The organism is Bremerella cremea, assembly GCF_039541315.1.
In the GTDB taxonomy this organism is placed as follows: domain Bacteria; phylum Planctomycetota; class Planctomycetia; order Pirellulales; family Pirellulaceae; genus Bremerella; species Bremerella cremea.
This window is the reverse complement of sequence record NZ_BAABFZ010000001.1, coordinates 110181-130270: the sequence shown is the minus strand read 5'-3', so window position 1 is coordinate 130270 and position 20090 is coordinate 110181. Positions and strand designations below refer to the sequence as shown.

Here is a 20090-nt window from a genome sequence, read left to right as displayed (position 1 = left end):
CCGGTATATTCGAGAGAACTTTTCCACCCCCCTCTCGACTTCCCTCCGGAAGGCCTCTGCCATGCCTAGCGCTGTCCGTCTGCTCGTGTTTACATTCTGTCTGATTGGATGGGTGCTGCCCGTCGCTGCGGCAACGACCGAACAGTCACCGAACGCCAGCAGAGTGTTGGCACAAATGAAGAAGGCAGCGACGTTTTACCGGTCGCAGGTCGCCGTTCGGGGCGGCTATGTTTACTTCTACAGTCCCGACTTGAAGCAGCGATATGGCGAAGGGGTGGCATCGCCCGAGCAGATCTGGGTGCAGCCGCCTGGGACGCCGACCGTCGGTATGGCATTCCTGGATGCGTATGAGGCCACCAGCGATTCGTTCTACTTGGATGCCGCGACCGAAGCGGCCACGGCGCTGATCTACGGGCAACTGCAGTCAGGCGGATGGACAAACTGCATCGACTTCAATCCGCAAGGAGAGCGGGTCGCGCTCTATCGTAATGGTCACGGCAAGGGAAAGAACAATTCATCGCTCGACGACGATCAGACGCAATCGGCCCTGCGGTTTCTCATGCGGTTGGACAAGACCTACAACTTTGAAAACGAAGCGATCCACACCGCCGCGAAGACCGGGCTTGATGCCTTGTTGGAGGCTCAGTGTCCCAACGGAGCGTTTCCTCAGGTATGGACCGGACCGGCCGATTCCTCGCTTCCCATCGTTAAGGCATCGTATCCCGACTACGACTGGAAGACCGAAGGTCGCGTCAAGAACTATTGGGACATGTATACGCTCAACGACGGCCTGGCAGGCAGTGTCACGGAAGTGCTGCTTGACGCGAGCGAGATCTACAAAGACCCCCGCTACTTGGAGGCTGCGAAGAAGCTAGGCGACTTTCTGATTCTCGCCCAGATGCCCGATCCACAGCCAGGCTGGGCCCAACAGTATAGTTACGACATGAAACCGATCTGGGCTCGCAAGTTCGAGCCACCAGCGATCGCCGGCCGCGAGTCAGTAGATGCGATGGATGCGTTGTTGAGCATCTTTCAGGTTACCCGTGATCGAAAATACTTGGATCCGTGCGGGAAGGGAATCGCTTACCTGGAGTCTTCAAAGCTTCCCAATGGACAACTGGCGCGATACTACGAGTTGAAGACCAATCGCCCCCTCTACATGAACCGCGAGGGGAAGAGTTACGTGCTGACTTACGACGACTCGAACCTGCCAGATCACTACGGCTGGAAGACCAACTCGAAGGTGGCATACCTGAAAGAACGCACCAATCGCGTGCTTAAACTGGCCCGTCAATATGGGAGCCGAAGGAGCGTGTCGGCCAGCGACGCGAATCGTATCCTCCGTTCGCTCGACAGCGAAGGACGCTGGATCACAACCTTCAAGAATGAACGCCTGGTCGGGGATCAGCGGTTCAAGCCGGGCGATCAGTTCATCTCGAGCGAGACTTTCGCCGAGAACCTGGTCGACCTGAGCACGTATCTTAAGAGCATGAATTAAGCGAGCGTCGCATCAGGAAGTTGCTCAGCGTCTGGCCATTGATAGTCACTTGCTGCGGCTCCTCAACGGAGAAGCCGTGAGCCTCGAAGAAAGGACGCGCGGTAAGGCTGACATGCGAGTGTAGCGATTTCAGCTTCATCGCTGCGGCGCGTCGCTCGATCTCGGCGAAGAGCATTCGGCCGACGCCGCGGCGTTGCCATTGATGATGGACGAAGAACATGTCGATCAGGCCGTCCGGCTGAACATCGCAGAAGCCAGCGATCTCGTTTCCTTCGATGGCGACAAACGGATGGATGCTCGCCATTCGAGCTTCCCAGCGGGACATTTCAATTTCCGCAGGAGCCCACGCGTCGAGTTGCTGAGGCGAATAATCACGGGCATTGACGGTGTGAATCGTCTCGTAGAACAACTGCCAGAGTTGAGGATACTCTTCCGGCAAAGCGTTGCGAACTTCCATGCTCTTGATGGTCAGGGCTAGTGGTCGACGGTGACGCCGCGGTAGGTCACTTTGCCGCGTGTCGCACAGAAACGTTCGGCGAGTTGTGGGATATCGTTGGTGTGCCCTAAAACGATCACGATATCACCGGTGGCCAACACCGTCTCGGCGGGCGGATTGAGGAGCGTCGAGCCATCTTTCCGCCGCAGACCGACGATCAGAAAACCATGGTTACTGCGAAGTTCGATGCTGCTGATCGTTTTGTCGACCAGCGACGAGCCCGCCGCCACGATCAACTCATCGAACCGCAGGCCAATGCGGCCCAGTTCGTCGTTCATGTCACCCTGCGTGGTGACTTGTTCTAGCATGTTTTCTGCCGAGGGGCGAATGATCATCTGGGCGAGTTTCTTGGCACCGATCGCGGTGGGAAGCACGACCTTGTTCGCCCCGCAGCCGATCAGCTTTTTCTCGGTCTTGGGATTTTCACCTCGGGCAATGATCATGATGTCGGGATTCATGCCCCGGGCCGTGACGGCGACAAACACGTTCGTGGCGTCTTCTGACAGAACGGTCGCCAAGACCGAGGCACGTTTGATTCCGGCCAGTTCCAACACATGTTCGTCGGTCGCGTCACCACTGATCAACAGATAGCCCAGTTCCTGGGCGGCGTTCAAACGACGCTCGTCGGTGTCGATCACGACAAACGGCTTGCCAGCGGCGTTTAGTTCGCGGGCCAGGATCGATCCCATGCGGCCGACGCCACAGATAATGGTGTGTTTTTCGAGGCGATCGATTTCCAGCGACATGCGTCTCGCTCCTAGTGCCTTCTGAAGTTCACCGTCGACCAGCATCTGCATGAAGCCGCCGATGGTGTAAATGACTGCGCCGTAGCCTGCGATGATCACCATGATGGTCAGGGCTCGCAGGGCAGGGGACTCGACCGGTTGGACTTCTCCATAACCGACGCCGAAGATGGTGATGATGACCATGTAGATGGCGTCGTCCATTCGCCATCCATGCGACATGTAGCCAGCGACCGCCACGACACAAATCGCAACAAAGAGAGCACCACCAGTGGCCATCTTACGAATAGGGCCTGTCAGCGGTGCTTTGCGTTTGGGTGGCGGATGATCGGGATCGAGGTGTTGCGTGACCACGTTGGCCTAATGTTTAGACGTACGGACTCCTCCTGATTGTCACTCATCCGCCAAGCGAATCACAACCAGAAAGGCATTCCCGAACCAGCACGTCATCGGATTTGCTGGATGGAAATCCTTACGCTGTCGAGTCTAACAGGGGGAACCTGGTTTCGCCATCGAGAATTCCACCAGGCGAATCAAATCAAACGATTGTCTTGACAAGTGTTGTTGCAACGCGAACAATCAAGGCTGTTTGTTCCCAGTAACTGCTTTCCGGGAATTGCCCTCGATGGGGTTTCTTCGTTTCGGCTCGTGGCCTCGCATGTGGCCGTTCTGGTTGTGGCTGACGATTTTCTATTCAGCCTGGCTGACGCTGGTATTGGTGGGGGGACATGTCTCGACGGTTCTCCACCACTGGCCGATCGCGCTAACGATGTCGGTAGGATCGTACGTGGCAGGCTCGACTCCCATGGGAGGCGGCACGGTAGCCTTCCCCGTTTTGGTGCTGCTGTTCGATTTTCCTGGGGCACTGGGGCGCAACTTCGGCCTGGCGATCCAGTCGATCGGGATGACTTCGGCGACGATCTACATCCTCTCTTCGGGGCGAAGCGTCGACTGGGGACTGCTTCGGCCTGCGTTGGTGGGGGCACTGATCGGCACTCCGCTGGGAGCGGCATGGGTGGCCCCGTGGGTGCCGGACTTGTGGGTGAAGCTGATCTTCGGCGTTATCTGGGCGAGCTTTGGTATCTTGCACCTGGTGAAGCTGCGCGAATTGGTCTCGGCCCATCAGTCATCGCGGCAATGGCATCGGCTCGATTTGTGGATCGGGTTGGCCATCGGTGTCACTGGCGGTATCGCTTCTTCGATCACCGGCGTGGGGATCGACATGATGATCTACGCCACGCTGGTTCTGCTGTACCGGACCGACCTGAAAGTCGCTATCCCGACCTCGGTGATTCTAATGGCGTTCACTTCGGTAGTCGGTATTGCCTCGAACGGATTGCTGGCGACATTCCGGCCCGAGATCTACCACATTGCGCCAGAGGTCTTTGCCAACTGGTTGGCGGCCGCACCGATTGTCGCGTTGGGGGCGCCATTCGGGGCTTTGGTCGTGAACCTGATAAGTCGAACCCCGACGCTGGTTGTGGTGTCGGTCTTATGTATTGGTCAATACGTCTGGACGCTGGTGCACGAACATGTCACTGGCTGGCCGTTGATCGGGGCGCTCGTGGGCGTGGTGCTTTTCAATCTGCTGTTCCATGGGCTGTATACCTTAGGAAAAGGAAACGCCCTGATCTCTGGTAACCCGTTGGAACTGGCAACCGACGAACTTGATTCTTGACGGACCCACCTTCGAACGGCCGGAATCGTACGGCACAATGAAGGTTCTGTTCGTCCGCCGCGCCACCCGCAGAGAAGGAGTTGTCTGATGAAGAAGCCTGAGACGGTATTCGAGGGAGTCCGATTCAATATCGAACGCGTCTGGCAAGGAGAACGCCCGCGCGACGTCATGCGTCATCCCGGCGCCGCGGTGATCTTGCCGCTGGTCGACGACGACCATGTCTGCCTGATTAAGAACTATCGCATCGCGGTGGATCAAACGCTTTACGAACTCCCGGCCGGAACGCTCGAGCCGAACGAGCCGCCCGAGATCACCGCCGGTCGCGAGTTGGAAGAAGAAACCGGCTACCGAGCCGAGAAGGTTGAACTGCTGGCCGTCTATTTCCCATCCCCTGGTGTGATGGACGAGAAAATGTATACCTACCTGGCGACCGGGCTAACGATGCATGCCCCGGCTCGCGAAGAAGGAGAAGAGATCGAGAACCACATTGTTTCGCTTGAGGAGGCGAAGGCGATGGTTCGCGATGGTCGCATCGCCGATGGTAAGACGATCGCCGGGTTGCTTTATTACTTCGAGTTTTGTCGCGGCCAGTAATGGTTGCCGCGAGGAATGGCGGAACCTACTTCGGTTCCGCCGGCTTGAAGCCAGCCTGGAGCATCTCTTGGTAGGTGTCGGTGATCGGAATCACTTCCACACCCAGTTTGCCGAGAAGGCGGGCCGTCAGCTTGGCTCGCCCGCCTGACTTACAGTGGCAATAGATCTTCTGCTCTGGCTTCGCTTCCGCCTTGAGCTTGGCCAGAATCTTCTCGTTCTGGTCGCCAGATGCGATTTCAGAACCGGGCACCAGGATCGCCTTTTCGAGGTGTGTCTCTTTCCATTCTTCTTCTTCGCGAACGTCGATCAGGATCGCTTTGCCCTGCTCGATTTCCTGCTGGATCTCTTTCAAGTCTGCGGCCAGGGCACTCGACGCACAGGCAAAAATCGTCAGTAGGCCCAGCAGCAGATGGCGGAATGCATATTTCATCGGGACGAATCCTATCGGAAGTTCGGCGAGGGAAGGGTGATTCGATTGCGTTTCATTATAGCCGGATGTGTGCCGAATTTCTCGCAGGCAATAAACCCACATCAAGAAACAACTTCGGCCGAGGCATGACTGCTTCGGCCGAAGTTTTGAACATTGTGATCGCAGGACTGGCACCTTATGGAGGCAGCACTGGGATCGGCGGTTGCCAGTTGGGATCGTTGCCGCGGACTTCTTTAAATCCGGCATTCACCAGCGAGCGGTACGAGTCCTTCAACGCAATCACCTCGACGTTCACCCGTTTGAACATGTCCGAGGCGAGCGTCGAGACACGGCCATCGGTCGACAGAGCGTACAACTTCACATCGGGATCAGACGGAAACCGAACTGCAGCGCGGCGAGCCATGGAGTCGGTGGAAATCGTTGAAAAGGGAACCGATTCGGAATCGACCAGGTGAGCCCGTTTCCATTCGACTTCTTCGCGAACGTCCAGCAAAATCGCTTTGCCTTCCTCGACGTTCTTCTTCAGCTCTTTCAGGTCGATGGCCTGGGCCACACTGACCAGGGTGCCGATGCCCAGCACACAAAGGGCGATCGGCAAGGTTCGACGTAGCATATCGAGGGTCCTTACGGCGATATTCGACAGTTCACCGGCCGGTTTAAAACTCGGCCCAGCCGGGGGTGCGTGGGAACGGGATCACGTCCCGGATATTCCCCATGCCCGTAATAAACTGTAGGACGCGTTCCAGACCAAGGCCAAAACCAGAGTGCGGAACCGTGCCATATCGTCGTAAGTCTAGATACCACCAGTACTCTTCGGCATTGAGCCCCTGCTCTTTCATGCGGCTTTCGAGCACATCCAGGCGTTCTTCACGCTGACTTCCACCGATAATCTCGCCCACCTTCGGGACCAGAACGTCCATCGCGCGGACCGTTTTCTCGTCGTCGTTGCAACGCATATAGAACGGTTTGATCGTCCGTGGATAGTCGTGCAGGATGACCGGTCGCTTGAAATGCTGTTCGGTCAGGTAGCGTTCATGTTCCGACTGGAGGTCCATGCCCCAGCTCACCGGATACTCGAACGTGTGGCCTGACTTCTGCAGGATCTCGATCGCGTCGGTATAGCTGCAGCGGAGGAATTCGCTTTCAACGATTCCCTTCAGCGTATCGAGGATGCCTGGTTCGATCCGTTCGTTGAAGAACGCCATGTCCTCGGCGCAGTCGTTCATCACGTCGGTGAAGATTCGCTTGAGGAAGGCCTCGGCGACCTCCATGTTTTCTTCCAAATCGGCGAATGCGATCTCGGGTTCAACCATCCAGAACTCGGCCAGGTGACGGCTTGTGTTGGAGTTCTCGGCACGGAAGGTGGGACCGAAGGTGTAAACCTTGCCGAGCGATGTTGCGAAGATTTCCCCTTCCAGCTGACCGCTCACCGTCAGGTAGGCAGGCCGCGAGAAGAAGTCTTTGCTGAAGTCGACCTTACCATTCACCTTCGGCGGCTTCTCGACATCGAGCGTCGTCACGCGGAACATCTCGCCTGCCCCTTCGCAGTCGGAAGCCGTGATGATCGGCGTGTGGACGTACAGAAATCCTCGTTCCTGAAAGAACTGATGGATCGAGTACGAAACGCGGTTGCGAACGCGGAAGACGCTGCCGAAGGTATTCGAGCGGGTTCGCAGATGGGCCCATTCTCGCAGCTTCTCGAAGGTATGACGCTTCTTCTGCAGCGGATAGGTCTCGGCGTCGGCGGTACCGTAGAGGTAAACTTCGCTCGCCTTTACCTCAGTCGACTGACCTTTGCCTTGGGATTGCAAGACTTCGCCGACCACTCGAATCGAAGAACCTGGCGTGAGGTGCTTCACTTCGGTTTCGTAGTTGGCCAACTGGTTGTCGGCCACGACTTGAATATTAGCCAGGCAGCTACCGTCGTTCAGCTCGATGAAGCTGAAACCACCTTTCGAGTCTCGTCGGGTGCGTACCCACCCTTCGAGACATACCTGCTGGCCAATCGTATCCGCGCTGCGGGCCTGTAAGACCGATCGCTTTTCCATCGCTGGGGTCCCTGTATTGGTTAAGCCTCGCCAGGCGACCGGCTGCTTTCCAAAAGAGGGAGCCTAGGCGAGTGTTGTCGCGTAAGGCGGAATTCGAGGGCTAAGCGTCGACAGGATCGTCGTCGACGCCCGACCGGAAGAAGAATCCGCCTACAAACAGGATCAGATAACCAATGACCACGGTCAAGACGACAGCCTTCTGTGCGAACGGAGTTCCGGCAGAAGTCACCTTATCGGTGATCGAAACCACCGCAGCGGCGATTGCACCGACCACCGCAATGACCATAAGCACGTTCCAGACCAGCCAACTCGTGCCGGTCGGCTTGTTTTCGCCAAGGATCTTCTTGCTGTTCATCATCATAAAGAACGTGACGTAGGCGATCGGCAGGAACATGACGGCGAAGCTTGAAACCAGGATCGCCAGCCAGGTCTTGGCCGGCCCGTCCCAGACGATAAACCACGAAGCACCCGACAAACCGGCAACCAAACAGCCGATGACGTGAGCGACGCCATTGGGCTTGGTGTTCAGCATTTCGGTAAAGGCGTAACCGTTGATCATCATCAGAATGATGATCGTCGAGAAACCCATGCCGAAGATCCCGACACCGAAGACCCAGCGAGCCATGTTGTCGCCCAGCAGCGGGGCCAGCGATTCCGAAAGCAGGAATTCGCTTCGCTTGACCAGCGAGGCAGCCAGACGTTTTTCGTTCTCAGGCAGATCGGCCATCCCTTGCAGCAGCGGTTCGTACTGAGCCTTCAGCAGCATCGAGGCCAGTTCAGCCTTGTTGACTTCGCCCGCTTCGTTGGTGGCTTCCTTCAGGTATTCTTCGGGAACCTGGAGCGAGTCTTCGTTCATCAGCACCCGAGCCGCCAGCAGTTTTTCGGCGCCGCCGTAGACCGGGCTGGTCTTCATGGTAGCTGGCGAGTTCGAGAGGAAGGCTTCGTCCACTTTGCCGTGGAAAGCCGCCGCCGAGGCAATCACCACGCAGCTTGTCACCAGGATGTAAGGAATCGCCATACCGGTCGACAAGTCGAAACGAGCCAGACCGCGGAACGTTTTGTCCCAGCCACGAGCCAGCATCGAGTATGGCAACAGGAAGGTCATGTTGATACCAACCGCCGTGGCAGCGGCACCAATCATGGCAGCGCGTTGGTCGGATACGATGCGAGTGGTCCAGAACGAACGGTAAGGTTCTTCGACGGTGCTGGCGATTTCGTCCAGATCGCCCGTTGGCGTCGTCGCCGCCGAGAAATCAGGAATGAAGCCCGAGAAGACTTCCGACCACGAAAACGCTTCGCCCGAAAGACCAAGCTTCACGACCACGCCGAAAAAGCAGATCACGATGACGCCGATCATGCCCTTGAGCAACCAGTCAAAGATCTTCGTCGCTAAACCAGGACGAGAGTTCATGTAAACGAGAACGCCGCCCGCGATCAGCAGTAGCAGAGAAACCACCGCTTTGTCGGTAAGCGAATCGCCGACCAGGCCTGGGGCCAGGTTTTTATTCAACGCGGCGTAGCAAAGGCCGAACTGTGGCATTAGGAAGATCATGTTCGCCGCAACCGTTGCGATGATCCAGCCCCAACCCAACACCGGGTTGATGTGGGCATTGATCTGGCGGAATGGGCGTTTGCCGGTCGAAAGGGTCACGTAGCTGATGGCCGAGAGCATCACCACACCACAGATGATCGCTACCAATTGCAGCCACAACAAGCTGTAGCCACCCAAGATCCCCATGAACAAAGCACCCGACAACGAACCGCCGCCGAGCGTGATCGCACTTTGCAGCCAGCCTGGGCCTGACAAGCGAACCCATGCACGCAGCGTAGCGGCGGGACCCTGGGATTGCGCTTCCTGCAGAATCTCTCGGTCTGTTTCGACTTTGCTCACGGTATCAGACATTGCGAGTCCTTCGCCCAGATTTGGCGTAGATAAGGGATGGCGGGGTGATGGGGGAATAAAGCAAAAGGGGAACGATCTTCGTTCCCCTTGCCATGGTTTTTCACTAGACACAAGGAACCGATAGGGTTCTCAGTGCCTCTAATGATGGTTGCCTTTTGAGCTTAATGCAAGCCCTGCGAGGCAAGCCAGCGTTCGGCATCGAGAGCCGACATACAGCCGGTACCAGCGGCGGTAATTGCCTGACGATAGTGGTCGTCCGCCACGTCACCAGCGGCAAAAACACCTTCGACACTGGTATTGGTGCGGAACGGTACCGTCCACTTCAGGTAGCCGGCATTGTTCATTTCCAGCTTGCCCTTCAGGAAATCGGTATTCGGCGTATGCCCGATCGCCAGGAAGAAGCCGGAAGCTTCCAGGTCTTTGGTCGAGTCATCAACGGTGCTGGCCAGCTTGGCGCCGGTCACGCCGTTCTGATCGTCGCCCAGCACTTCGGTGACGACATGGTTCCAGACCACTTCGACCTTTTCGTTGGCCATGACACGGTCGACCATTGCCTGCGAGGCCCGGAACTGATCGCGACGGTGAACCAGGTAGACCACCGAGCTGTACTTGCTCATGTAGTCTGCTTCTTCGATCGCCGAGTCACCACCACCCACCACGATACATGGCTTGTTGCGGAAACGTGGCAAAGCACCATCGCAGACCGCACATGCGCTAACACCGCGATTCTTGAACGTGGCTTCCGATTCCAGACCCAGGTAGTTGGCGCGAGCGCCGGTGGCGATGATCACCGAGCGGGCCTGGAGCCATTCTTCCCCTTCGCGGGGCTTTAATTTGAAAGGTCGCACCGAGAAATCAACTTCGACGATATCGTCGGTTACCACGCGTGTGCCGAAGTTTTTGGCTTGCTGACGCATCAGCTCCATCAGTTCCGGGCCGCTCACACCATGCTTCTGGTGTGGAGCCATGTACTGGCGGAGGCTTTCATCGATGGCATTGTCGAGATAACCACTCAAGTCGCCCGATGGAAACCCAGGGAAGTTCTCGACTTCCGTCGTCATGGCCAGCTGTCCCAGGGGACCGCGGCCCAGGTCGTAATGCTCTTGCAGAGCCGCACCTTCGTACAGCAGAGGGTTCAGATTGGCCCGGGCTGCATAGATTGCAGCAGTCCATCCTGCAGGGCCACTACCGACGATAACAACGTTTTCAATCTTGTCCGACACGATCGATCAATTCCTTGTGAAGGCGCCAAGCCGCAAAAAAATTTTATCTCAGTTCGATTGTGAGCTATTCACGTCGTTTGAAGTATTCATCATTATAGAGAGCGGCAGGGGAGCCCACTATCCCCGCACGTCCCACCCTCTGTTCTCTCTCCTTGGATGCACGGTGCCTCACACCGTCGCACGTATTTTACGCTTATGTCCACGCTGATTGTCGCCGTTCTGTCATTTGTCGGCTTTATTGTTGCCTATAACACCTATGGGCGCTGGCTATCGAAGAAGATCTTCGACCTGGACGACAATCGCGAGGTCCCCAGCAAGCAGTTGCAGGACGACATCGATTTCTGTCCAACGGATCGCCAGGTGGTCTTTGGGCATCACTTCACCAGCATCGCTGGAACTGGCCCGATTGTCGGTCCTGCCATTGCGGTGTTTTGGGGGTGGCTGCCGGCTTTGCTGTGGGTTGTGTTTGGTTCGATCTTTGTCGGAGCGGTGCACGACTTGGGTTCGTTGATCGTTTCGCTTCGCAACCGTGGTCAGACCGTCGGCGAGATCGCCGGTCGCGTGATCAACAAGCGAGCAAAGTACTTGTTCCTGCTGGTGCTGGCCTCGGCCTTGATGGTAGTGCTCGCAATCTTCGGCCTGGTGGTGGCCAGTATCTTTGCGTTCTATCCTCAAACGGTGCTGCCGGTGTGGATCAGCATGCCGATCGCGATCGCTCTCGGGATTTATACCCGGAAGAAAGATGCCCACCTGCTGTTTCCTTCGCTGGTGGCTTTGGTGATTGTCTATGTTTCGATCTATGTCGGTGTCTATTACCTTCCGGTCGACCTGACCGCGATCTTGCAGAGTATGCTGGGGCCAGACCTGGCGGCGAATCCTTATCTCAGCTCGCTGGTGATCTGGACGGTCATTCTGCTGATTTACTGTTTTGTCGCTTCGGTGTTGCCAGTCTGGTTATTGCTGCAGCCACGCGACTACGTGAATAGCCATCAGTTGCTTGTGGCGTTGGCGTTGCTGTTTGTCGGTTTGATGGTCGCGAGTATCACCGGTCAGGCTGATCTCTGGAATTCGACCCCTGCGGTCGCGCAAGAACTGCCGGCTGGGGCTCCGCCGATCTTCCCGTTTCTGTTCATTACCATCGCGTGCGGTGCTTGTAGTGGCTTTCATTGCCTGGTGAGCAGCGGGACTTCCAGCAAACAGGTCGAGAAAGAATCGGACGCCCAGTACATCGGCTACGGAGCCATGCTGTTGGAAGGCGGTCTGGCGGTGATCGTGATCCTGGCTTGCTGTGCTGGGGTTGGGATGGGCATTTATCAAGGGGAACCAACCGCCAATGGTGGCTTCACGTACACGGCCGTGACTGACGCAACGGGCGCTCCGTTGGTGGGGCAAGCGGCCTGGGAAATGCGTTACAGCATGGCTAAAGGTTGGAACGGTTTCGGTCTGCGAGAACTGGTGGCCGCGTTCGTCGAAGGGGGAGCGAACTTCCTTTCGGCGATCGGTATTCCCCTGGAAATCGGGATCAGCATTATTGCCGTGTTGGTAGCGAACTTTGCGGCAACGACTTTGGACACCGCGACTCGTTTGCAGCGTTACGTGCTACAAGAATTGTTCGATTCGACCCCAGTGACTCGTCCCCTCGCCGGGAAGTATGCCGCGACCGGTGTGGCGGTGGCTTCAGCCCTGGCAATTGCGATCTTCGCCGGTCCGGTGCCAGGGAAGGGGGGAACCATGCTTTGGCCGCTCTTCGGTGCGATGAATCAGTTGCTGGCAGGTCTGGCGATGATGGTAACCGCGTTCTATCTCTGGCGGCGCAGCAAGCCGATCTGGTTCATTGCGATTCCGATGGTGGCAATGTTGATCCTGCCTGCGTTGGCGATGTATTACAACTTATTCTCTGAGAACGGCTATCTGGCGGAACGCAAGGTTCTGCTGTCGATCTTGGGGATCAGCGTGCTGATCCTGCAAGTCTGGATGCTGTTCGAGGCCATCTTGATGTGGCCACGGGTAAAGGGCGTGCTGGAAGAAGCCCTCCCACCGCTACCCGAGAAGAACGCGGCGAACTCCGAGCCGAAATACGCCAAGGCCTAGTGGCCAGGCTACCGCAAGAACAAAAAAGAGCCCGGTTCGATTGCGAACCGGGCTCTTTTCGTTTGAATTGGCGATCCGAAACTAGGTTTCGGAGTTACCACCAGCCACGACCACGGTCGCAACCGATTCACCACTGACGTCGCCCGGCAGGTCGGTTTCGATGGTGATCTTCTGAACGATCGTGCCACCCTTTTCACCCGCGGTGAAAGTCAGTGGGATAAAGTGCAGCTTCTTGGCTTCTTCCGGGACGGCGGCGAATTGGAAGGCTTCATTGTCACAGGTCACGCCGGTGATCTTGAAAGGCTTCTTCGCTCGCACAATCAGCTTGGCTTCTTTCTTTTCGCCTGGCTTCAGTTCACCCAGCGACAAGGCACTTGGGCTGACGTTCAGAGGCGAATCAACTTTGCCTTCAACAGGCAGCGAAACCGATGGGCTGCGGCCGTCGTTGGTGATCAAAGCCAACTGGGTGGAGATGAAGCCAACCGGAGCATTCTCTTTAAGGCGAACGGTCAGGTCATACCCAACGCGACCGCCACCACGATTGGTCTCGGTCATTTCCACGCCGAGGAAGTCGTCGTTGCTACGGACGTCGGTGATCATCCAGTCGCTGCGACCCGCTTGGGTGACGTGCACCTTGGCAACGGCTCCTTCGCCTTGCTCGACGTTGCCAAACTGAACCGAACCTGGTTCAAAAGCAACGTCGCCACGGATGTTGGTCGAAACGTTGAGTTGGACTTCTGCGTAGAATGGTTTGTCGATGGTGACGGTCACCGTGGCACTCTTGTGTCCCAGGAAGCTGTCAGTATTCAGCTTGGCGACGATCGCGCCCTTTTCCCAGGTATTCAGCGTGTCGGTCTTGATCGAAGGGCTGGTGCAGCCACAGCTCGATCGAACGCTGGCGATGTGAACCGTTTCCTCATAGATGTTCTGGAGCTCGAATTCATAGAATACTTTCGCGCCCTTTGCTACTGTCCCAAAGTCGTGGGTGCGAACTTTGAACATTTTGTTCGCCCAGTCCTGGCCCATTCCAAACGAGGCCAGCAGTGGTAAGAGACAGACAGCAAGCCATAACTTACGAAACACAGTATGATCCTCCGATATTTGGTGGGTTGGTCGGAAAGGGTAGGATGCCGTGCGAGTCGTACTTACTCGCCCCGCATTGGGACCATTCCACCAAAGATAGCACGTTCATGGGTGCACGTTCGAAAATATCGCTTCCGGGCGACTCCGGAATAATCGCTATAATCGTTATACTTTGTCGGCCAAATCTGGGGCTGACCCCAGGAATTTTTTCAAGATGCCGCCAGCTTGCCTCTGTGGGGTGGTGGTGGCACAAGAAAACCAATCCGAAAAGGGGTACAATTCGGGATCAACCCTTTCGGATAGACTTGGCCGTATTGTACGAAAAACCACAGCCTTTCTCTCCTGAAAACGTTCCAATTTATTGGAATCCTGCCCTCGCAAATGGAAGGTCTTATCAATGAATTGCATGCAAATCCCTGCCTTGCCGTTCCTGCGCAAGCTAGCTCTCGTTGTTGCTGTCTTACTGCTGGTTGGTTGTGGTAGCTCCTCTTCGCATCCATTCGCGATGGCGGAAGAACAACAGCCGCAAACGACCGAAAAGCCTGCTAGCGGTGACGCAGCCGAGCAGCCTGCCGCGAAGGCTGCCGAGCATCCTTTCCGCGTGAAGATTCCAGCGCCTGAGTTCCCCAAAGATATGGAGTGGATGAACACCAAGGGGCCGCTGGAACTGAAGGACCTGCGTGGCAAGTTCGTGCTGCTCGATTTCTGGACGTACTGCTGTATCAACTGCATTCACATCCTCCCGGAGCTGAAAAAGCTGGAGCAGGAATTCCCCAATCAATTGGTGGTGATCGGGGTCCACTCAGCGAAGTTTGATACGGAAAAAGAGGCCCAGAACATCGGCGAGGCCATTCTGCGCTACGAGATCGAACACCCGGTCGTGAACGACGATCAGATGAAGATCTGGAACAGCTTTTCGGTGAATAGCTGGCCGACGATGTACTTGATCGATCCGGAAGGGAACGTCGTCTATCTGCGTCGCGGAGAATTCAAAGCCGACGATATTCGCCAGGTTCTGAACGACGCGATGGCCTACTATCGCGAAAACGGTTCGCTGGACGAAAAGCCAATTCAGTTCGACCTATTGGCTTACAGTCAGGACCCAACACCGCTGAGATTTCCCGGCAAGATTCTGGCCGACGAGAAGTCGAATCGGCTCTTCATTTCGGACAGCAATCACAACCGCATTGTCATCACCTCGCTTGATGGCGAACTGCAGGAAGTGATCGGCAACGGCGAAATCGGCTCGGCCGATGGAAGCTATGAAGTGGCCCAGTTCGATCACCCGCAAGGCGTGGCACTCGTGCAGGACACTTTGTATGTCGCCGATACCGAGAACCATCTGCTGCGAAAGATTGATCTGAAGGAGAAAAAGGTCACCACGATCGCCGGAATCGGCGAGCAGGCCCGCAACAACTGGCCAGGTGTCTCGGAAAATGCGACTGTCAGCAGTCTGCCAGATCGTTTTATCGGAACCCCCAAAACGACAGCGATCAACAGCCCGTGGGCCTTGTGGCCTCGTGGCGATAGCCTCTACATCGCCATGGCAGGTCCGCACCAGATCTGGAAGATGAAGCTGGATGAATCGGAAATCGGTCCTTTCGCTGGCAACGGCCGCGAAGACATCGTCGATGGCCCGCTACTACCGCCGGTTCCGTATCAGCAAGGTTTTGCCTCGTTCGCCCAGCCATCGGGGCTGACTTCCGACGGCAATTCGCTGTTCGTAGCCGATAGCGAAGGGAGCTCGATTCGTGCCGTTCCTTTCGATCCCGAAGGAAGTGTCCGGACGGTGATTGGGACTTCTCACCTGCAATATGGCCGTCTGTTTACCTTCGGTGACGTCGATGGGCCGCCGAAGACTGCAAAGCTGCAGCACGCCCTCGGGGTTTGTTATGTCGACGGCATCATCTACACCGCTGATACCTACAACAACAAAATCAAGGCGGTCGATGCTGCGACGGGCGATGTGACGACCCTGGTCGGAACCGGAGAGCCAGGGATCGCTGACGATCCTGCTCAGTTCGACGAACCGGCCGGGATTTCGCATGCCAATGGCAAGCTATATATCGCCGACACCAACAACCACATGATCCGCGTTTTCGACCTGGAAACGAAGAAGCTTTCGACGCTGCAGATCCAAGGTTTGAAGCCGATGCCGGTCAAGAAGCGACCGGCTGCCACCGAGAACGCCACACAGAAATAGCTTCTGCCACCCCTGCTCGCTCCTCCTTTCCTCCCCAGCCCACCTCGATGATTGCCCCATGACGAAAACAAAAACCTCGATGGCTACCTTACTTCTGGCCGTGGCGTTGACGACGTTCGCCTCGGCCGAAGATGCCCGCAAGCCAGTGCCGCTGATCTTCGATACCGACATTGGCAACGATGTCGACGACGTTCTGGCACTCGGCATGATCCACACGCTGCAAAGCAGTGGCGAATGTGAATTGCTGGCGGTCACCATTACCAAAGACAATCCGTTGGCGGCACCGTTTACCGACGCCGTCAACACGTTCTATGGTCGGGGAGAAATTCCGATTGGGGTCTGTCGTAGTGGGGTAACTCCGGAAGCAGGCAAGTTTCTCGGACTCGCTCAGCAGATGGATGGCGACAAGCAGCGTTTTCCCCACGATTTGAAATCAGGTGCCGACGCTCCTGATGCGGTCGCCTTGTTGCGAAAGACCTTGGCCGCGGCGGAAGACCATAGCGTCGTGATCGCTCAGGTCGGTTTCTCGACGAATCTTGCCAATCTGCTCGCTTCGCAGCCGGACGACACCAGTTCGTTGGGCGGTGTCGACCTTGTTAAGAAGAAGGTCAAGCTGCTTTCGATCATGGGAGGTGCCTTCCGGCAGATCCCAGGTAAGAAAGGTCGCTACGGCGAGTACAACATCATCAAAGACCTGGCCGCCGCCCAAAAACTGACGCAGCAGTGGCCGACTCCGATTCAGTGGAGTGGTTACGAAATCGGCATCGCGCTGACCTACCCGCACGAAAGCATCGAAGGAGATTACGGCTACGTGCCACATCATCCTCTGTCGGAGGCTTACTACTTATATAGTCCTCCGCCACACGATCGCCCGACCTGGGATTTGACCTCAGTCTTGGTGGCAGTTCGTGATCCTGAGCAGTACTTTGCTCTCTCAGCCCCAGGCCAGGTCAGCGTCAACGACGAAGGTCACACGATCTTCACCGAGAATCCCCAGGGCCGCGATCGCTACCTGATCCTGACAGAAAAGGATCAGCCCAAGGTTCGTGAAACGCTTGTGAAGCTCTCGAAACAGGCCCCCGGTAAACCTTAACGGCAAATTGGGTTAGGTGACCTGGCTCCCTCGTTAATCACGGCCTGGCAGGTGACGATCTCCGCATGAGTGGTTGCGTGTCACACGTTGGCGGGGGTGTCTTGCCGGAAAAACACCCCCTCGGCTACCCATTACCAATTGCCAACCTGCTGTGGGGTTCGCTAGAATACGCGTTTCGACCCATCTCTCGGGAGTGGTCCGTAGGTATGTTTTGCCCTTCCGGGGCGAAGCAATCTGCCGCACTTTACCGCCCGACCCAACTGTATTTCGACCCCTAGGCGTAGCTTCCCATGCTGGACTCGTTACAAGACGGCTTACGATCGGCGTTTAAGACGCTGCGCGGACAAGGCCGATTGACCGAATCGAACATGCGTGAAGGCCTGAAACTGGTCGAGAACGCGCTGCTCGAAGCGGACGTAAGTTACATTGTCGTCAAGGATTTCATGAAAGACGTCTCCGACAAAGCTGTCGGTCAGGATGTCTTGAAAGCCTTGAAGCCGGAGCAGCAGCTCGTTGGTATCGTCAATCAGGCCCTGATCGATCTGCTGGGCCCGGTCGACCCCACTCTGAAGCTCGAAAAAGATGTCACCGTGCTGATGATGTGCGGTCTGCAGGGTGCGGGTAAGACGACCACCTGCGGTAAGCTCGCCCGTTTGATCGGCACCGAAGGCAAAAAGGCCTTGCTGTGTGCCGCCGACCTTCAGCGTCCGGCAGCCGTGCAGCAGTTGCACGTGGTCGGCGAAAGTGTTGGGGCGAAAGTCTATAGCGAAGAAGGGGCAACCGACCCGATCGCTGTCTGCCAGAACGCGGTGAAGTTTGCCCGCGAAAACGGCCTCGATGTCGTGATCCTCGACACGGCCGGTCGATTGGCAATCGACGAAGAGCTGATGCAACAGCTCAAGACGATCGACTTGAAGGTGCAGCCTGACCAGGTCTTCCTGGTGGTCGACGGCATGACCGGTCAAGACGCGGTGAACAGTGCCAAGGCATTCAACGAAGCCCTGGAACTCGACGGCGTCATGATGACCAAGCTGGATGGCGATGCCCGTGGTGGTGCGTTGCTGTCGGTCAAGCATGTCACCGGCGTGCCGATCAAGTTCATCGGCGTAAGCGAACACATGGACGGCCTCGAGCCGTTCCACCCTGACCGTATGGCCAGTCGAATTCTGGGTATGGGCGACATGGTCTCGATGTTCGAGATCGCCCAGCGTGAATTCGATCAGGAACAGGTCCAGAAGACCCAGGAACGACTGCAAAAAGGGCAGTTCACCCTGGACGACTTCCGCAAGCAGCTCGATCAAATTGCTCGCCCAGGTCTGATGACCAAGATGCTCGGCTTGATGCCAGGCATGGGTGAAATGAGCAAGATGCTGCAGGGTGGCGATCACGAAAAAGAGATGAAGCGTCTCGGCGGTATGATCGACTCGATGACCGCGGCTGAACGAAACGATCCGAAAGTGATCGACAACAGCCGACGTCAGCGTATCGCCAAGGGTGCCGGTGTTTCGCCGCAAGAGGTCAACGAACTGATCAAACAGTTCGACAGCATGGCTTCGTTGATGAAGGGAATGGCTGGTGGCGGCATGTCCAGCGCAATGGACATGATGCGAAAGCTTCGCAGCGGAGAGTTGATGGACCCGACTGGCAAAATGAAAAAGGCCAAGCAGGGGACCGGCAAACGTTTAACAACCAAAGACGTTGCCAAACAAAACAAGCTTAAAAAGAAGCTCAAAAAACGACGTCGTTAACCTCGTCGTTGAGCTTAGTTCGTCAGAAGGTTTACCTTTAGGAGTTACGTAGTGGCAGTTCGCATTCGCATGAAGAAGATGGGCCGGACTCATCGTCCGTTCTATCGTATTTGCGCCATGGATTCTCGCACCCCGCGAGATGGTAAGGCTATTGAATACCTCGGAACCTACGATCCTTTCGTCAAGGAAAAGGATGCTCGCGTTTCGTTGAAGACCGACCGTGTCGATTACTGGCTCGGCGTCGGTGCACAGCCTTCCCCGAAGGTTGCCGTTTTGATTCGTAAGTACGGCACCAACGGTTCGCACGTGGCTGCTCGCGAAGAAGCCTTGGCTCGCATGGCGACCAAGACTGCTTACGTTCCTCCGAAAGTGGAAATCAAGGAACCAGAACCAGAAGCTCCAGCACCTGCCGAGGGCGAAGCCCCAGCGGAAGATGCTGCTGCTGAAGGTGAAGCCGTGGAAGCTGCCGCCACCGAAGGTGGTGAAGAGCAAAAAGCGGAAGGCTAAGGCCTTAGCCTGCCATGCGGTTCGATATCCTGACGCTGTTTCCAGAGATCTTCTCCGGCTATCTCGGAGAAAGCTTGCTCAACAAGGCGATCGGGAAAGAACTGGTCGAAGCCCATGTCCACAACTTGCGGGACTGGGCTAACGACAAGCACAATCGAGTTGACGACCGGCCCTTTGGCGGCGGACCAGGAATGGTCATCCGCGTGCAACCGGTTGTCGAAGCCATCGAGCAGATTCGTCCCTTGGCCCCGTCGCCAGGAAGATTGATTTTGCTCAGCCCGCAAGGCAGAACCCTTGATCAGCCCCTGGTCGAAGAACTCGCCCAGGAGCCAAGACTGACCATGATTTGCGGCCGCTATGAAGGATTCGATCAACGCGTGATCGATCTTCTGCAGCCGGAAGAGATTTCGCTAGGAGACTTCGTCCTCAATGGAGGTGAAGTTGCGGCGATGGCAATCATCGACACGGTGATTCGCCTGATCCCTGGCGTGCTCGGCGACGAGCAAAGCGCAGTAGACGACTCCTTCAGTGAAGGCAATCGTTTGCTCGAATTCCCGCAGTACACGCGGCCTCGCGAATATCGCGGCCTCGATGTGCCCGAGGTGTTACTCGGTGGCAATCACCAAGAGATCCTCGCCTGGCGGAAAGCTCAGTCGCTGGAAAAGACAAAAATAAGGCGAGCCGATTTGCTCGAGAAGCAAGCGGACGATGCCAACGAAAATAAACGTTAATACGCTGTAGCAGAAGGAAAC

Annotated in this window: 17 protein-coding genes; 9 read left to right on the top strand and 8 right to left on the bottom strand. The window is 56.5% G+C overall.

Translation table 11 applies throughout. The features are described 5' to 3' along the window. Nucleotides 1-61 precede the first annotated feature (61 nt). On the top strand, nt 62-1498 hold the full coding sequence (locus ABD890_RS00585) for a pectate lyase (protein WP_345084370.1): 1437 nt from the start codon (nt 62-64) through the stop codon (nt 1496-1498). On the opposite strand, the gene ABD890_RS00580 is transcribed toward ABD890_RS00585, so the two are convergent. After that, nucleotides 1482-1955, bottom strand: a complete 474-nt coding sequence (locus ABD890_RS00580) for a GNAT family N-acetyltransferase (protein ID WP_345084367.1) — start codon at nt 1953-1955, stop codon at nt 1482-1484. The two genes, ABD890_RS00585 and ABD890_RS00580, sit on opposite strands and share 17 nt — an antisense overlap. 17 nt (nt 1956-1972) lie before the next feature. Then, a complete protein-coding gene (locus ABD890_RS00575; RefSeq protein WP_345084364.1) occupies nt 1973-3091 on the bottom strand; it encodes a potassium channel family protein in 1119 nt (372 codons plus the stop codon). Nucleotides 3092-3362: 271 nt separating this feature from the next. Between ABD890_RS00575 and ABD890_RS00570 the strand changes: the two genes are divergently transcribed. Both ABD890_RS00570 and ABD890_RS00565 read left to right on the top strand, forming a co-directional pair. Beyond that, on the top strand, nt 3363-4415 hold the full coding sequence (locus ABD890_RS00570; protein ID WP_345084361.1) for a sulfite exporter TauE/SafE family protein: 1053 nt from the start codon (nt 3363-3365) through the stop codon (nt 4413-4415). Between the two features lie 87 nt (nt 4416-4502). Then, the gene (locus ABD890_RS00565) at nt 4503-5009 is read left to right on the top strand and encodes an NUDIX hydrolase (RefSeq protein WP_345084358.1); all 507 of its coding nucleotides are present in this window, start codon (nt 4503-4505) and stop codon (nt 5007-5009) included. Between the two features lie 25 nt (nt 5010-5034). Here ABD890_RS00565 and ABD890_RS00560 read toward each other — a convergent pair whose 3' ends face one another. From ABD890_RS00560 to ABD890_RS00540, 5 genes are all read right to left on the bottom strand, one after another. After that, nucleotides 5035-5439: a rhodanese-like domain-containing protein gene (locus tag ABD890_RS00560; RefSeq protein ID WP_345084354.1), complete on the bottom strand. Its 405-nt coding sequence runs from the start codon at nt 5437-5439 to the stop codon at nt 5035-5037. 175 nt (nt 5440-5614) lie between these two features. Further along, complete coding sequence (locus ABD890_RS00555) at nt 5615-6052, bottom strand: rhodanese-like domain-containing protein (RefSeq protein ID WP_345084352.1); 438 nt, start codon at nt 6050-6052, stop codon at nt 5615-5617. A 43-nt stretch (nt 6053-6095) separates the two neighbouring features. Continuing rightward, entirely contained in the window at nt 6096-7487 is a 1392-nt protein-coding gene (asnS, locus tag ABD890_RS00550) for an asparagine--tRNA ligase (RefSeq protein WP_345084349.1), read from the bottom strand. A gap of 100 nt (nt 7488-7587) precedes the next feature. After that, complete coding sequence (locus ABD890_RS00545; protein ID WP_345084346.1) at nt 7588-9390, bottom strand: divalent metal cation transporter; 1803 nt, start codon at nt 9388-9390, stop codon at nt 7588-7590. Nucleotides 9391-9551: 161 nt separating this feature from the next. Next, entirely contained in the window at nt 9552-10613 is a 1062-nt protein-coding gene (locus ABD890_RS00540) for a thioredoxin-disulfide reductase (protein WP_345084343.1), read from the bottom strand. Between the two features lie 195 nt (nt 10614-10808). Between ABD890_RS00540 and ABD890_RS00535 the strand changes: the two genes are divergently transcribed. Then, nucleotides 10809-12704 carry a carbon starvation CstA family protein gene (locus ABD890_RS00535; protein ID WP_345084340.1) on the top strand — a complete coding sequence of 632 codons (1896 nt, stop codon included), beginning with the start codon at nt 10809-10811 and terminating at the stop codon, nt 12702-12704. An 81-nt stretch (nt 12705-12785) separates the two neighbouring features. Here ABD890_RS00535 and ABD890_RS00530 read toward each other — a convergent pair whose 3' ends face one another. Then, nucleotides 12786-13787, bottom strand: a complete 1002-nt coding sequence (locus tag ABD890_RS00530; RefSeq protein ID WP_345084337.1) for a DUF1573 domain-containing protein — start codon at nt 13785-13787, stop codon at nt 12786-12788. Between the two features lie 397 nt (nt 13788-14184). Between ABD890_RS00530 and ABD890_RS00525 the strand changes: the two genes are divergently transcribed. From ABD890_RS00525 to trmD, 5 genes are all read left to right on the top strand, one after another. Further along, nucleotides 14185-15990: a thioredoxin-like domain-containing protein gene (locus ABD890_RS00525; RefSeq protein ID WP_345084334.1), complete on the top strand. Its 1806-nt coding sequence runs from the start codon at nt 14185-14187 to the stop codon at nt 15988-15990. A gap of 79 nt (nt 15991-16069) precedes the next feature. Continuing rightward, nucleotides 16070-17083 carry a nucleoside hydrolase gene (locus tag ABD890_RS00520; RefSeq protein WP_345084331.1) on the top strand — a complete coding sequence of 338 codons (1014 nt, stop codon included), beginning with the start codon at nt 16070-16072 and terminating at the stop codon, nt 17081-17083. 290 nt (nt 17084-17373) lie between these two features. After that, a complete protein-coding gene (ffh, locus tag ABD890_RS00515) occupies nt 17374-18831 on the top strand; it encodes a signal recognition particle protein (protein WP_345084328.1) in 1458 nt (485 codons plus the stop codon). A 51-nt stretch (nt 18832-18882) separates the two neighbouring features. Further along, nucleotides 18883-19338: a 30S ribosomal protein S16 gene (gene rpsP / locus ABD890_RS00510; RefSeq protein WP_345084325.1), complete on the top strand. Its 456-nt coding sequence runs from the start codon at nt 18883-18885 to the stop codon at nt 19336-19338. A gap of 14 nt (nt 19339-19352) precedes the next feature. Continuing rightward, entirely contained in the window at nt 19353-20069 is a 717-nt protein-coding gene (trmD, locus tag ABD890_RS00505) for a tRNA (guanosine(37)-N1)-methyltransferase TrmD (protein WP_345084319.1), read from the top strand. The last annotated feature ends 21 nt before the right edge of the window (nt 20070-20090 follow it).